Genomic DNA, 14961 nt, shown 5'->3' with positions numbered 1-14961 from the left:
GGTTCTTATCTCTAAGATCTCAAAAGATAACATTTTTTTAGCTTATCACGACCACTCAACAATTGGCATATTTTCACACGAGATTGATCGGTGTTACAAAAATGTAAACGCTTGTTTGATTTTTTGGTTGAGCAGGCTTAATCTGGTCAGACCATGATAATAACAATGGATGTTAAGTGATGTCTGCCATGTACCCAAACCTATTAAAGCCACTGGACCTCGGTTTCACACAATTACGAAACCGAGTTCTGATGGGATCAATGCACACGGGCTTAGAAGAGCACAAAGAAGGATTACACAAGCTCGCTGCTTTTTATGAAGAACGCGCGAAAGGCGGTGTCGGACTGATTGTAACCGGAGGTTTTTCTCCTAACTTACGCGGTCGTTTACACCCGTTGAGTGCTGAATTCAGCAAGCCAAAACATGCTAAAGCCCATAAAGTTGTGACAGAAGCGGTGCACAAGCACGGTGGTAAAATTGCGTTGCAAATTCTCCATGCTGGGCGTTATGCAATGCATCCATTCTCGCAAAGTGCATCTGGCATTAAAGCGCCAATTGCAAAGTTTGCTCCGAGTGAAATGAGCGACCGCCAGATAAAGAAAACCATCGACGCGTTTGCTAATAGTGCGGAGTTAGCACAGCTTGCTGGTTATGATGGCGTCGAGTTAATGGGCTCGGAAGGTTACTTGATAAACCAATTCTTATGTAAACGTACTAATATGCGTTACGACGAATGGGGTGGCAGCTATAAAAAACGTATGCGGTTTCCGCTAGAAATTGTTAAAGCGGTACGCAAGGCGGTGGGTGACAAGTTCATCATCATCTTCCGTCTTTCTATGCTGGATCTTGTCGAGCAGGGCAGCACTTTTGAAGACGTTATCGAATTGGCGAAAGCACTTGAAGAGGCTGGCGTCACGATTATTAATACGGGTATCGGTTGGCATGAGGCTCGAATTCCGACCATTGCGACTCAAGTACCACGCGGTGCGTTTACATGGGTTACGGAAAAAGTTAAACCTCACGTTTCGGTTCCTATTATCACTTGCAACCGTATAAATACGCCAGATGAAGCAGAACGCATTTTATCTTCCGGTCATGCCGACATGGTTTCGATGGCGCGCCCATTCTTGGCCGATCCTTACTTTGTTGCTAAAGCCGAACAGGAAAAAGCGCAGCTTATTAATACGTGTATTGGTTGTAATCAGGCGTGTCTAGATAACGTGTTTAAAGGTAAACGCGCCAGTTGCTTAGTGAACCCTCTAGCGTGCTATGAAACCGAAATTGTTGTTGAACCAGCCTTTAAAAAGAAAAACATTGCAGTTGTTGGTGCTGGACCTGCGGGCTTGGCTTGTGCGACCACACTGGCTGAACGTGGCCATAAGGTTGATTTGTTCGAAAAGAACGACCGCATCGGTGGTCAGTTCCGTCTTGCGATGCAGATCCCTGGTAAGGAAGAGTTTCGAGAGACGATACGATATTTCGCTAACCGTATTGATGAAACAGGCGTGAATCTGCACTTATCGACGGAAGCGAACTATGACTTACTCACAGAATACGATGAGATAGTGATGGCATCGGGTGTTGAGCCACGTAAAGTCAATATTGATGGAATTGATAACCCAGAGAAAGTCGTCGACTATCAAACTCTCATTCGAGACAAAACGCCAGTCGGTGAGAAAGTGGCTATCGTTGGTGCTGGTGGCATTGGCGTAGATGTCGCGACCATGCTCACAGAGCCAGTTGGACAAACGTTGGATGACTGGTTGCATGAATGGGGAATCGACAAGGAGATGTCTCAGCCGGGTGGTTTATATCCTTACCCTGATGCGGTCAGCGATAAAGAAGTCTGGGTACTTCAGCGTCGTAAAGGTCGTGTAGGTAAAGGTCCGGGTAAAACGACAGGTTGGATCCATAAACGTACCCTTGAAAAACGGGGCGTACATTTAGTCGGTGGCGTGTCTTACGATAAAATTGATGATCAAGGTTTGCACATTCATGTAGATGGAAAAGAACAATTATTGAACGCGGACAAAGTCGTCATTTGTGCGGGGCAAGAGTCTGTTCGTCCATTTGAAGATAAATGGTCTGAACTCGGAGAGAAGATTCATATCATTGGCGGAGCTGACCATGCGGGTGAACTTGATGCTGTGCGTGCGATTCGTCAAGGTGTTAAATTGGCGGTAAAACTCTAGCTTTTTAATGTGTGTTTACCATGAAAGCTGCGCTTTGAGCGCAGCTTTTTTTGTATAGAACTAGTCACTGATATCTGGCAGTTGTTTGGCCATTACCACGCCAGCAAAAGTAATAAAAGAGAACACTAACACCACAGCTGAAAGGCTCAAGAAGTTCGACATAACACCAAGAGAGCTCATTAGAAGCAGCATTATCCCAACCACTGTGTTACTCACGGCTACATAGCTCGTCCGTTTGTCACCTTCTGCGATATCAACTAAATAGGTTTTTCGTCCGACTCGTATTCCGTCGTGGGCAATACAAACACAAAAGTAAAGCAGAGGAATCACGAATAGGAAGCTTTGGCTAGCGGTGACCCATGTATCGTAAACAAATAACACAACACCAAGTAGCGCGCTCATCATTGCGCCTATGACCATCACACTGCGGCTAGAGCGATCGGACATTCTTCCCCAGAAAGGACCTGACACAAAGGAGGCTAAGCCACTCGCAAACATAAAGAGAGCTAGCACCCAGAGCTGTCCACCCAGAGATTGCTGTGCCAGCACAACGTAGTACGGTGCACTCAGCGCAGAACATAAAAATAGTGTCCGCGTGATAACGAATCGACGAAAGGTCACGTCTGTCTTAAGTAACGCGAGTTGTTTAAATGCTTCGAGGACGCCATTTCGACCACCGTCTACCTCACCGGCATACTCATTAATTCGCGCATAGACGAATGCCGCGATGAGCCATATGACGCCCGCTAAGCCTAAACTCAGACCGTAAAAGCGCTCTGTCGGCTCTACGTCCCATAACCAGGCTAGTGCCAGAAGGCTCGCGAAAAGCAGCGTAACCAGGCCAGCAGCACTTGAAGACCAGCCGTTGACTTGACCTCGTTGGTTTTTAGGGATGGTTTTGCCCAATACATCTTTTGATGCGACGGAATTTAAACCGCGTGAGAGGCTGAAGATCACAAGACATGCAATTACACCATAACCCGCAGCAGCTCCTGTCAGAGTTAATGCGACCACTCCGATTGCAAATATGGAAAGAGCCTGCAAGATGCTGCCAATTACCCAGACCCATTTTCTTACTGGAATGCGTCGGATGTAGTGCGCGATGCTAAGTTGTGGGATAAGGGAACCTGATTCACGAATAGGAACGAGCCAACCAATTAAGTAAACCGGTGCCCCGAGACTTTGTAGTATCCACGGCAACGTGACTTTAGGATTGATTAACGCATCGCCGACTTTCGTTAAAAACTGAGCGAGAATTATTTTAAGAAAGTTGCCGGGAACTTGATGACAAGCTGATTCAGGAATCGCCTTACAGGCACGGGCATCTTCGTCATTAACGATCTTTTCGTAAATGCTGTTTTGTTTGTCCTTGTTCATCAACCTGCCTATGTTCAACTTATTCATTTCGCGAATAAATTAACATTAAACCCAGATTGATGTTAAGTGAAGCACGTTATCAAGCCCACAGAAAACCGGTTGTTATTCGCAGGAGCAGATTGTGCTAAAGTGGCGTAAACAAAATAACAACGATATTCAATAAGGATTCTTTCATGGACGCTCTCGATCTTTTGCTCAATCGCCGATCTATCGCGAAGTTATCCGCGCCTGCACCAGAAGGTAAAGCTCTTGAGAACATCATTCGTGCTGGCCTTCGTGCGCCTGACCATGCGGGATTAACCCCTTGGCGTTTCGTTATCGCACAGGGCGATGGTTTGAAAAAACTGTCAGATATCTTGGTAAAAGCGGCAGAAGCTGAAAATAGTGATGAAGCGGTGGTCGAAAAGGTAAAGAATGCCCCATTTCGCGCACCAATGGTGATCACGGTGATTGCTAAAGTAACAGAACATGAGAAAGTACCAGCACTAGAGCAACACTTATCTGCGGGATGCGCTGTACAAGCGATGCAAATGGCAGCCGTAGCGCAAGGCTTTCAAGGGTTTTGGCGCTCAGGTAAGTGGATGTTCCATCCAGAAGTTCATCAAGCATTTGGTTTAGAAGGTGACGATGAGATTGTTGGTTTCTTGTACTTAGGCACGCCTGGTTGTACACCGATGAAAGTTCCTGAGCGTGACCTTTCTCAGTTTGTTGAATTTCTATAACTGAAAACTTAAATAAACTGACTGTTTATTTATACAGTTTTTCTTGATTTATTAGGGCTACATTCGTTAATGTGGCCCTAATTATATTTATTTCCAAAACGTTATGTCTCGTCTGTTTATTGCTGAAAAACCAAGCTTAGGCCGTGCGATTGCCGCTGCACTGCCAAACCCTCAAAAGAAAGATCAAGGATTCATCCGCTGTGGGAACGGGGATATCGTTACTTGGTGTATCGGCCATTTGCTCGAACAAGTCGAACCTGACGCTTACGATGAGCGTTATAAAAAGTGGAATATGGCAGATTTACCAATTGTTCCGCAGCAATGGCAGCTCAGACCGAGGAAAAGTGCAAGTAAGCAATTAACAGTGATTCGTAAATTGCTCAAAGAAGCTAACGAAGTCATTCATGCAGGAGACCCAGATCGAGAGGGTCAGCTGTTAGTTGATGAAGTTCTCGACTATTGCAAGTTATCTAAAACCAAGAAGGAATCTACACAGCGTTTGTTGATTTCCGACTTAAACTTACCTGCGGTTAAACGTGCTCTCAGTTCTATGCGCAGTAATCGCGAGTTTATCCCACTTTCAGTTTCAGCATTGGCCCGCTCTCGGGCTGATTGGCTGTATGGTATGAACATGTCTCGTGCTTATACCTTGCTTGGTCAAAAAGCAGGGTATCAAGGTGTTCTCTCGGTAGGGCGAGTGCAAACGCCAGTTCTTGGCTTAGTGGTGCGTCGTGATGAAGAAATCGAAAACTTTGTCCCGAAGGACTATTTTACCCTACATGCTCTGATCCCATATCAAGATGCCAATGGTACTTTTGATATTCGTGCTCGTTGGAAGCCAAGTGAGGCATGCAAGCCTTGGCTGGACGAAGAAGGTCGAGTGTTAAACCGTAAGTTGGTGGAAAATGTTGCAAACCGTATTGCAAATCAACCCGCAAAAGTGACAGAGTCGGAACAAAAGCAAACCAAGCAATCAGCACCATTACCCTATTCGTTATCTGCTTTACAGATCGATGCCGCGAAGCGCTATGGTATGAGTGCGCAACAAGTACTAGATACTTGTCAGGCATTGTATGAAAAGCACAAGCTGATCACTTACCCGCGTTCAGATTGTCGCTATTTACCAATGGAACACTACTCACAAGCAGGGATGGTGACAACTGCTATTGCGAATAACGCAAAAGAGTTGCAAGTTGCCGTTCAGGGAGCAGACTTAACATTAAAGTCCAAAGCCTGGAACGATAAAAAAGTGGATGCGCACCATGCGATTATCCCTACACCGAAGCGAGCTAATGTGAATGCGCTTTCCGGCAATGAGATGAAAGTGTATCAATTGATTGCGCGCCAGTACCTCATGCAGTTCTATCCGGCGGCGGTTTACGCAGAAGCGAAATTGGTTTTCGATATCGCTGGTGGTACGTTTGTCGCGAAAGGTCGTCAGTTAGTTTCGCCGGGTTGGAAAGCGCTAATGGGCAAAACTGACAAGGAAGATGAAGGTATTGATGCCGTGCCACCGCTACCCGAAGGCACCGTGTTAACTTGTCGTGAAGGGGAAATAAAAGACCGAAAAACCGAGCCACCAAAGCATTTTACCGAGGCATCGCTGTTGCAAGCGATGACCGGGATCGCCCGTTATGTTGCGGATAAAGAACTGAAAAAAATCCTTCGTGACACTGATGGGCTAGGCACGGAAGCGACTCGCGCTGGTATTTTGGACACGCTGTTCAAACGCCAACTGCTTACGCGTCAAGGTAAGTCAATTCTCAGTTCTCCTGCGGGAAGAGGTCTCATTCATGCCTTGCCAGAAGATTCAACATACCCTGATATGACGGCTCATTGGGAGCACCAGTTACAAGGTATGGCAGAGAGAAATCAAGCATATCAGCCGTTCATGCAAGCACTGGAACAACGCATTGATAGCTTGATGGCACAAGTAAAAGCAGGGCCTATCCCTGATTCATTACGTCATCTACCCAAGGTGGAACGTCCTGCGTTTAAACGTAAAAAGCGCAGTTATTCAAAGAATGGTGGCGCGACTAAATCTCGTTCAACCAAAGGTAAGTAGGCATAGGACAAGCGCGGCGTAATTAAACACCGCGCATGCTTGAAAATAGATTACTCGAACAGGTCACCGTGGTTTTGGATCGCGCCTCTTACTTCACCTTGAGTTAACACGCGTTTGTCCAGTACCTCTTTCACCTGGTTGCCCAAGTCAACTAATGTATCTCGATTCGCTTGAGTTTGGCGTTTACCAGCACTTCTCAAGCAGTAATTTAGTTCGTGCTCTTCGCTAAAATTAACCAAATCCCTATCTGCTGCCATCGAGCTTTCTCCTTATTTGTTCTACTTTTTCCTAAGTCTGGATTGGATGTAGATAAATTCAAGTTAGATTGCGCGAATTATGCTGGTGGATCACTGATGAACATTATGTTTGCCAACCAAGTCACGATTATGAAGCCTGGCTTTGATGGTATTTGGTTTAGTGATGGTTGTGTCTTAATGCTGCTACCAAGGTAACTCAGTACCATCGTAGTTAATAAATCGACCTGAAAGCTGCGGTGTGCTCAGCTCTATCACGTTCGCTAGGCCTTGCGCGGAGGTTTGCGTATCTATCAAAGCATTTGGCCCGCCCATCGCCGTTTTTACCCAACCAGGGTGAAGCGCTAAAACGGTAAATCCTTCAGGTGTTAAATCATTACTTAAGCTTTTCACAACCGAGTTAAGCGCCGCTTTCGATGAGCGATAAATATAACCGCCACCGGACGTATTTTCGGTCATGCTCCCCACTTTTGATGAGATACAAGCAATCTTTTTTATCTTGCCTTGTTGTAAGCGAGGGTAACAGTGCTCAACCAGTTTTAACGGTGCAATGGTGTTTACTTCGAAGGCTTTACGCCATTCTTCTACGTCAGTGTTTCCAAAGCCATATCCCTTGGGGCCGTAATATCCTGCATTATTGATGAGTAAGTCGATGGCAGGGAGTTTATCGGCAAGCTTAGCGACTTGTTCGTAGTGAGTGACATCCAGTTCGTGCAAAACCAGATTACTGAATTGTGAGGCTAGAGTTTGTAGTTCTGAACTGTTCTCTAAGGAACGGCTAGTAGCATGTACTTGGTGGCCTTGCTTCAGGTACAGCTCAGTTAAGCTAAGGCCAATGCCGCGATTTGCTCCGGTAATAAAGACGGTTTGACTCATACAAACACCTATGTTTTTTTGATTTCAGTTGAAAGTCATTGTGTTAGCTAAGCACAATAAAATCAACCAACCACCACGCACCAACAACGAGAGATGAAAATAGGGACAGAGCACAAAGAGAGCCAAACAGTGCGCCGAGAATAGCAAAGAAAGTAGAATTCATATGTATATTAAATTTAATTGATATTGAAAATCATTATCAATTAAATTGCGTTTTATTCAACCCTTTAAGTTGATACTATTTCGTTACCATTGTTATTAAGAATTTCTCATGCTGCCATTTATCTACCACCCGATTTATTCTCAACTTGAGTTGCCAGAGGGGCATCGTTACCCAATTATGAAATACCAGTACCTCTATGAATCGGCATTGGTGCATATGGAGAAAGATAACTGGAAAGAGCACACGCAGTTTTTCCAGCCCGAAGCATTAACTGTTGGGGAAGTAAAACGTGTTCATGACGAGGAATACGTCGAGTTACTTGTTAGTGGAAACATACCAGCTGCGAAGATGCGCCGAATAGGTTTTCCTTGGAGTGAGTCTCTCATTACCAGAACGCTAACGTCAGCAGCGGGCACGGCTCTGACCGCAAAAAAGGCACTTGAGTACGGTGTGGCCATTCATTTGAGTGGTGGGTATCACCACGCACACAAAGAGTTTGGCAGTGGTTTTTGTTTATTTAATGACTTAGTGATCGCGGCCAGGCAAGCGCTCGAAGTCGAGCATGTCGATAAAGTATTGATCATTGATAGTGATGTTCACCATGGGGATGGAACAGCAACTTTATGTGACGATGAGCCAGATATCATCACGCTTTCTTTCCACTGTGATAAAAACTTCCCAGCGAGGAAGCCTCAGTCTGATCTCGATGTGCCTTTGGGGCGAGGAACAGGTGATGAGGACTTTTTAATGGCGTTTAAAGAAGTGGTCGATATGGCACTTAATCTTCATCGCCCTGATTTAGTTATCTACGATGCTGGTGTCGATATACATCAAGACGATGAGCTTGGATATTTTGATGTGTCGACGCAAGGGATCTTAGAACGTGATAGATTTTTAATGCAAACAGTGAAATCTCGAGGTATCCCTGTCGCAGCTGTCGTTGGAGGTGGATATCGAACGAATCATGCTGACCTCGTCCCAATCCATTTGCAGCTTATCAATGCCGCTAAAGAAGTCTTTATTGATGAGTAGATACAACTAGACGTAAATATCAAATTGATTCAACACTGGAACGAACGAAAAGGGCATTAATTTTTTGTGGGTTCTTTCTGAGTGTGGTGGAGTGCTTAGTTGCGTTCAAGAAGTGATAAGTGATTTGTACAAATCTTTTTAAGTCTGGAGATGCGAAAAAGCCCGCTAATTTCTTAGCGGGCTTTTTCTAAAAGTGGCGGAGAGATAGGGATTTGAACCCTAGATACGCTATTAACGTATGCCGGTTTTCAAGACCGGTGCTTTCAACCACTCAGCCATCTCTCCGTTGTTGAGGCGCATAATATAAGGCTTTGAAAATGTTGTAAACCCCTAGTTGAACTGATTGGATGTTTACTGCGCAAATTTGTGGTTTGTGTTGTTGAAATAAACAAAAACTCCCCAAAAAGGGGAGTTTGAATAGTATATGGATTGCTAGGTATTAATCGTTTTTAGAATAAAAACGCTGTAACTCAGTTAAACCTTGCATCAAAACTGGCAACTTCGGTGCATCATCTCGAAGTCGTTTGTAGTTTTTGTCATACAGCTTGTAGTTGCCAAACTTATCGATCACTGTGGTTTGTGAGCTAGTAATTAAGGCAAGCTCGCGAGTATCGCCCGCCAAGATCCAGCGACGACGACTTTCATCGAATAGGTTGCGACCACTACTGTAATCATATGGGTTGGAAGATACGCCGAGCATATCTTGCAACAGTGTAACTGAGAGGTCCAAGTGACTTGTGCTGTGATTAAATTCGCCAGCCAGCATTCCAGGCCAATGGATCACCATCGGAACTTGTAATTGATAACGGCTGTAGTTGCTGTTTGCTCCCCAGCTGTTCGTATTGGTTTCGTTAAATTCACTACCGTGATTAGAAGTGATGATTACGATGGTGTTTGTCAGTTGTCCCGTCGTTTCTAGTTCATCAATAATATCGGCGATAGTTCTATCCGCCGACTTCACTGCATATTCATAAGCTTTTTTGAATCGCTCACTTGCGGGCATTTCTTCGTCATTATTTGAAGGAATCGATTCAAAATTATCAACGGTGGTGACTTCGATGTAACTAAACCATGGCTGACTTGCTTTCTCTGCTAACCATGTATTCCAGTTTGCGATAGATTGTTTATCGGTATGAGCTTGCGTGCCATCTAGGTCTTCCGCTAAGTTCAAGTCGCGGAAAATAATTTCTGAGTAGAGATCATCTTCAAACCCACTGCCACTGAATAAACCAAAGTTGTAGCCCTGATCTTTCAGTACATCGAGCAATACTGGGGAAGCACCTTGCGCCTTGATGCTTGATGCATAACTGGTCGGTAAGCCATAGAACAAACCAAAGGCCCCGTATGTATCATTACTTGAGCTGTAATGATTACGGAAGTTCTGATTGTTTTCAGCAAACTCATAGAGGTTAGGCATCTCTTCTTGGTTCAGCGCATCCGCTCGTAAATTGTTTATGCTGATCATCAACACATTGAGCTTATTAACTCGGCGGTTAAACTCAAGCTTTTCAAGAGGGTAGTTGACTAACTCTACGTTGCCTTCGTTTTCTGCTAAACGTTTTAGGTATTCCTCACGGTCAAGTAGACCATGTTTTTCCATAAAACTCTTCGCTGTCATCGGGTAAGACAACGGGAAGTTTGAACGCTGGCTAGTAATTGGGTTGTAAAAATACGCATCTGCCCAAATGTAAACCAAATGGCTGGTCATAAAGCTGAGGAAAAAGACGGCCGCGAGAGGGCGTCCTACGTGCTTATGAGATAGTTTGCGCTGTTTTCGCCATACCCATTCGGATAGTGCGAGTTGAATAAGGAAGATCAGCGGCATCACAACAAATAAATGTTGTAGGTCAGTGCTGAGTGCACTTTTGTCTTCGCTGAATAGTAACTCCCAGACAACGGGAGTTAAGTGCAAATTGATCGACTGATACGCTTGGGTATCAATTAATAATATGGTTTGCCCAACGGTTGCGAAAATCACTGCCACCAAACGGAACAATTTCCGCGATGGCAGGATAAACGTCAACGGGAATAGAACAAGCAAGTAAAGTGCGAAAACTAGAAAGCCAAAGTGACCAACCCAAGAAACCGCCAGATAAAACTGACCAAGTAACGTCTCGGGCCAAGGAGACTGAACAATGTAGCGTGTGCCTATCAACATCGATGCAACGATATTGAAGAATGCAAACCAGTGACCCCAACCAACTAGTCGAGATACACGTTCGCCGTATGAGTTTCCGCTGTCTACCATGTATGTGTTCTATTGTCCGTGATTAGTGTGTTTTTGGTGTTTCTAAAGAAGACATCAGCGCCTGAGCAAATTTTTCAGCAATCGCTTTGCGTTGTGAAGCAGCAACACGTTGATTTAAGACATTGGTTGCGATATTTCCGGCAATCATTAGCGTCAACTCAGGAGAAGCAGCGTGTTTTTCAAGAACTGTTGCTACTTCAGCAAGAATTTTTTCTACTTGCTCGTCAGTATATTTAGATGTAATCGGCATAAAGACTCTAATAATGATAGTAAAAGCGGCTTATGATAACCTACAATGCCCATCAACTAAAACCTTGTAGCAAGATAAAATCACTATGAGTCTTCATCTTTCAAACGTTATTCTGCATCAACTGTGCAAAAACGATCAGGACGAGCTGGTTGTAAACTTTCGTCCAGCATCATTAGAGAACGATGCATCTACAGAAAACTTAGTCGCTGAGCTTCACCGAGTATTCCATTCTAAAGCTGGTAAAGGTTTTGGCGCTTTCCAGTCAGACAGCGAATTTCAATTTTGGCTTCAAGAAATGCGCAAAGGAGAGCGAGATTTTTACGACTTCTCACAAATTAGTGCAAATCGCTTGAAAGAAGAGTTGATTAAGTACCCATTTGCGGATGAAGGTATCTTGGTTTTCGCTGAGTATCAGAGTTTAGCAACGGACTACTTGTTCATCGGTATCTTACCAATGAATCAAAGTTTAAAAGTGACCGAAGGTTTGGACATCAGTGCGACAGATTACTTAGATATCACCAAAATGGATATTGCCGCACGCATCGACCTGTCGAGCTACGAGACCGACAAGGAATCCAATCGTTATCTGCAATACATTAAAGGACGCGTTGGCCGTAAAGTGGCGGACTTCTTCCTAGATTTTCTGCAAGCGGATATTGGCTTAGATACTAAACAACAAAACTTAGTGTTGATGCAGGCGGTGGATGATTTTTGTGCTGACTCGAAGCTAGAAAAGCAAGAAGTGAACGAGTACAAGAAGCAAGTTTACGACTACTGCAATGAGCAAATTAAATCCGGTGATGAAGTTCAAATCTCAGAACTTTCCGGAGAGCTTCCTCAAAGCCAAGATGGCACGAGCTTTATGGATTTCACCAAAGAGCAAGGGTACGAACTTGAAGAGTCTTTCCCAGGTGATCGTGCGACGGTTCGCAAACTGACTAAATTTGTTGGAGCTGGTGGTGGTTTGAATATTAGCTTCGATAGTCTCTTACTTGGCGAGCGTATTTTTTATGATCCAGAGACGGATACCTTAACGATTAAAGGGACGCCTCCAAATCTAAAAGATCAGTTAAGTCGCAATTAAAATCATATCGTTAAATAAAGAGAGCAAACGGCTCTCTTTTTTTATGTGAATAAGAAACATCCATAGTATATGCTTGTAATTAATGGAGATATGCGAGGGGCAAGTGTTGCTGAAGCTAAAAGAAGGAATACGGCGGTTTGTTTGGTTCTGGTTCGTTTTGTGGTGTGTTTTAGCACTTGGCATTTGGCTGCAAGCCAAACAAACGATTCAAACGATTTCGACTGTAAATGAGTTAGGAAGTAAAGTTGAAGAAGTCAGGCACTTTTTTAACTTCGATCTGCCTTACCGTGTTAAACACGTCGACCAAATTTCACTGAAACTTCAGTTGGCTTATGCAGTTCGCTTACAGCTTGAAAGTGAGTTTTCTGAAGGGAAAATCACACCAGACATCACTCAATTACTTTATACGACCGACCGATTTTTAGAAAGTGCTCGAGCTTTTGTAAGAAGTGACAGTGAATTGGTTTCGTTAGCAGAACAGTTACGAAGCAGCCGTGCTCGAACAGAAAACTCTGAGCAAATTCAGGCAATGTACTATCGCTTAGGTGCGCTTGTTTTTGAGTCTGTCTTTAGTGACTCTGCAACGAATAGCGATACTTACCGTGACTTAGACCGACTTTTTATTGAATCAGAGACGCTCTCTCCCGAAGAGCGAAGTGCTCTTCAGCGCCAGCTTGCTCAAACCTCAAGCGCACTATCTGCTCAGGCACAGGGCAGTTATTTATCCAATCACCTGCTTAATCCAGATTTCCCGAACCAGTTAACTTCGATAAATGATCAGTTGGAACAGAAGCTAATGACTTTTATTGTTTGGTTGTCTGTAATCAGTGGTTTGCTCCTTTTCCTCATTTCATGGGGAGCCTTCTCCCCAAAAACGATTCAACCGATACCACTACCCAGAACCGATGATAAAAAGTCAGAGCAAGTTGGCGATGATGAAAATGGAGCTAACGCTGTTCCCTCAGCTCAGTCAGAAAATTTTCAAAACGTCCAAATGAACGAAGAAAGTTGTAATGAGGTGAATTCATCACAAGTGGAAGTAGTGGAACGTGAGCCGTACATAGATATCAATAAAATGTTAGATTCTCTGTCTGGTGACGAGGGCGCTGTGCGGATGTTACTGGAGGTCTTTATTCAGGATCACTCTGGCGATGGCACTAAAATGTATCAGCTGTTAGAAGAGGATAAAGAGCAAGCGCAAAGAGCCGCACACAGTCTTAAAGGGGTCTCAGGGAGTTTAGGTGCAATGCCATTGCACTGTATTTCGGGTGATATTGAACTGTTGATTAAACAAGGGCAAAAAGTGCCGGAAGAGAAGTTGGCATGTTTAGATGATGTCCTAAAACAAACCATACTTTTTGCTAATAATGTTCTCAATAGTGAAAAGATAACAGAAGCGCTAACAGATTGATATTGCTCTGACTTAATGTCATAAAAGTTGAGGTAATAAAGGCTCGAACTATATGACTTAGTTCGCTTTATTCCTGTTCTATACAATTTGTTAAAGGTGTTTTCATGTCCGTTCGCCGAATGTCTTCAATGATGTTGATAGGGCTGGTTATGATGCTTTCAGGGTGCTCCCTGCTCGAAGTCAAGATCGAGAGTCAAACCGTCCCCCTTACCAAACAAGAGCTCAATATGCGTCTTTTGACTCGTGAGTATGCGCAGCAGTTTTTTGCTCAGGTTGAGCAAGCAGCAGACGCACTACACGAACAATATGAGCCTCATGATAAAGTTCATCAATCTTATATTTTACTTTGGAAGATAAATGCTGAAGAAGGCATCCAAGCTTCTGCATACCAAGTGTCCCCAATGGCTGCACTGATTGATACATGGACTTTCACGCTACAAATGGAACAGTTCTTTACTACCGCTTCTGGTAATGAGCTCTTTGCGTCTGATGAGGCTAAGTTAGTTTCCGTTTATTTAGCGAAAGAGGTAGATAAACTGGCTCAATCTTTATTGAAGAAAGAAGCATACATCAAGACAAAAACGTTTGTTGCAGAGTTCGCCAAGCAGCATCCATTCGCTGATTTAAGCATGATTAGGACTCCGGCTTACCGTAGGTGGTTAGATGCAAACCAAATTAGCGAAGAGGAAGCCGTTACAACGCTAGGCACGATGCCAGAAGCACTCGGGGATGTCTCTGATCGTCTAAGTCTGGTATCAGAGCAGACACCAAAAATTATGACGTGGAAAGCGCAGTTGTTGGCCTTGAATAGCTCTGCCAGTATCGAAAAAGTCAATGCGGCGCTCAATAGTTTGCAAGTTACCGCTGATTCGATGAGGGATTTTATCGATAACAACCCAGAGTACATGCGTTATTTGGCAGAACAAATGGCGCTGGAGTTACAACCTTTGGTTGACGATATCGATCAAAGGACGGAGGCGCGTTTATCTCAGTTGGGTGAAGAACGCCAAGCTATAGAGCTGATGGTTGCCAGAGAGCGCCAAGAAATCGCACAGATCATTACCCATGAGCGCGAGAAGTTTGCTCAAGATATGGATCGAGTGTCGCAAGAGGTTGTGAATCTCGCCATGACTAAGCTGATTGAACTTGTCAAAAGTACCATCATCTACTTTATTCTGTTCATTGCCGTTATATTCTTTGCACCGCTTGGATTGGGCTATTGGTTTGGGAAGCGTGCAGCCGTGAAAGCGCCAGTCAAACAAAGCTAACGATTTGTTTTGGAAATAA

The 14961-nt window shown here is 44.2% G+C and carries 12 protein-coding genes and 1 tRNA gene; 7 read left to right on the top strand and 6 right to left on the bottom strand.

Features of this window, described 5'->3' with window-relative positions; all coding sequences use genetic code 11:
• The first annotated feature begins 179 nt into the window (after positions 1 to 179).
• Complete coding sequence (locus MTF70_RS01145; protein WP_053304182.1) at positions 180 to 2192, top strand: NADPH-dependent 2,4-dienoyl-CoA reductase; 2013 nt, start codon at positions 180 to 182, stop codon at positions 2190 to 2192.
• A 60-nt stretch (positions 2193 to 2252) separates the two neighbouring features.
• On the opposite strand, the gene MTF70_RS01140 is transcribed toward MTF70_RS01145, so the two are convergent.
• Positions 2253 to 3569 (bottom strand): MFS transporter, encoded by a 1317-nt coding sequence (locus tag MTF70_RS01140; RefSeq protein ID WP_064376890.1) that lies wholly within the window; start codon positions 3567 to 3569, stop codon positions 2253 to 2255.
• Positions 3570 to 3742: 173 nt separating this feature from the next.
• Between MTF70_RS01140 and MTF70_RS01135 the strand changes: the two genes are divergently transcribed.
• Both MTF70_RS01135 and MTF70_RS01130 read left to right on the top strand, forming a co-directional pair.
• Entirely contained in the window at positions 3743 to 4291 is a 549-nt protein-coding gene (locus MTF70_RS01135; protein ID WP_005380711.1) for an NAD(P)H nitroreductase, read from the top strand.
• Positions 4292 to 4394: 103 nt separating this feature from the next.
• Positions 4395 to 6356, top strand: coding sequence for a DNA topoisomerase III (locus MTF70_RS01130; RefSeq protein ID WP_085569748.1), 1962 nt, complete (start codon positions 4395 to 4397; stop codon positions 6354 to 6356).
• Positions 6357 to 6406: 50 nt separating this feature from the next.
• On the opposite strand, the gene MTF70_RS01125 is transcribed toward MTF70_RS01130, so the two are convergent.
• Positions 6407 to 6613 carry a hypothetical protein gene (locus MTF70_RS01125; protein WP_005380717.1) on the bottom strand — a complete coding sequence of 69 codons (207 nt, stop codon included), beginning with the start codon at positions 6611 to 6613 and terminating at the stop codon, positions 6407 to 6409.
• Between the two features lie 183 nt (positions 6614 to 6796).
• Positions 6797 to 7486 carry an SDR family oxidoreductase gene (locus MTF70_RS01120; protein ID WP_017635826.1) on the bottom strand — a complete coding sequence of 230 codons (690 nt, stop codon included), beginning with the start codon at positions 7484 to 7486 and terminating at the stop codon, positions 6797 to 6799.
• A gap of 271 nt (positions 7487 to 7757) precedes the next feature.
• Between MTF70_RS01120 and MTF70_RS01115 the strand changes: the two genes are divergently transcribed.
• A complete protein-coding gene (locus MTF70_RS01115; RefSeq protein WP_085569749.1) occupies positions 7758 to 8681 on the top strand; it encodes a histone deacetylase in 924 nt (307 codons plus the stop codon).
• 194 nt (positions 8682 to 8875) lie between these two features.
• Here MTF70_RS01115 and MTF70_RS01110 read toward each other — a convergent pair.
• The 3 genes from MTF70_RS01110 to MTF70_RS01100 form a co-directional block, all read right to left on the bottom strand.
• A tRNA-Ser gene (locus MTF70_RS01110) sits at positions 8876 to 8966 on the bottom strand.
• Between the two features lie 154 nt (positions 8967 to 9120).
• Complete coding sequence (locus tag MTF70_RS01105; RefSeq protein ID WP_248393823.1) at positions 9121 to 10929, bottom strand: DUF3413 domain-containing protein; 1809 nt, start codon at positions 10927 to 10929, stop codon at positions 9121 to 9123.
• Positions 10930 to 10951: 22 nt separating this feature from the next.
• On the bottom strand, positions 10952 to 11179 hold the full coding sequence (locus tag MTF70_RS01100; protein WP_005380722.1) for a YejL family protein: 228 nt from the start codon (positions 11177 to 11179) through the stop codon (positions 10952 to 10954).
• Positions 11180 to 11264: 85 nt separating this feature from the next.
• Here MTF70_RS01100 and yejK point away from each other — a divergent pair, with 85 nt between their 5' ends.
• From yejK to MTF70_RS01085, 3 genes are all read left to right on the top strand, one after another.
• Positions 11265 to 12263 (top strand): nucleoid-associated protein YejK, encoded by a 999-nt coding sequence (gene yejK, locus MTF70_RS01095; RefSeq protein ID WP_005380723.1) that lies wholly within the window; start codon positions 11265 to 11267, stop codon positions 12261 to 12263.
• A gap of 82 nt (positions 12264 to 12345) precedes the next feature.
• On the top strand, positions 12346 to 13674 hold the full coding sequence (locus MTF70_RS01090) for an Hpt domain-containing protein (RefSeq protein ID WP_080996147.1): 1329 nt from the start codon (positions 12346 to 12348) through the stop codon (positions 13672 to 13674).
• A gap of 104 nt (positions 13675 to 13778) precedes the next feature.
• Positions 13779 to 14942, top strand: coding sequence for a chemotaxis protein (locus tag MTF70_RS01085; RefSeq protein ID WP_158156751.1), 1164 nt, complete (start codon positions 13779 to 13781; stop codon positions 14940 to 14942).
• The last annotated feature ends 19 nt before the right edge of the window (positions 14943 to 14961 follow it).

It is taken from the genome of Vibrio sp. 2CM40D (assembly GCF_023161825.1).
GTDB lineage: Bacteria > Pseudomonadota > Gammaproteobacteria > Enterobacterales > Vibrionaceae > Vibrio > Vibrio alginolyticus.
The sequence above is the reverse complement of the archived record's forward strand: the minus strand, read 5'-3'. Positions and strand labels throughout refer to the sequence as shown.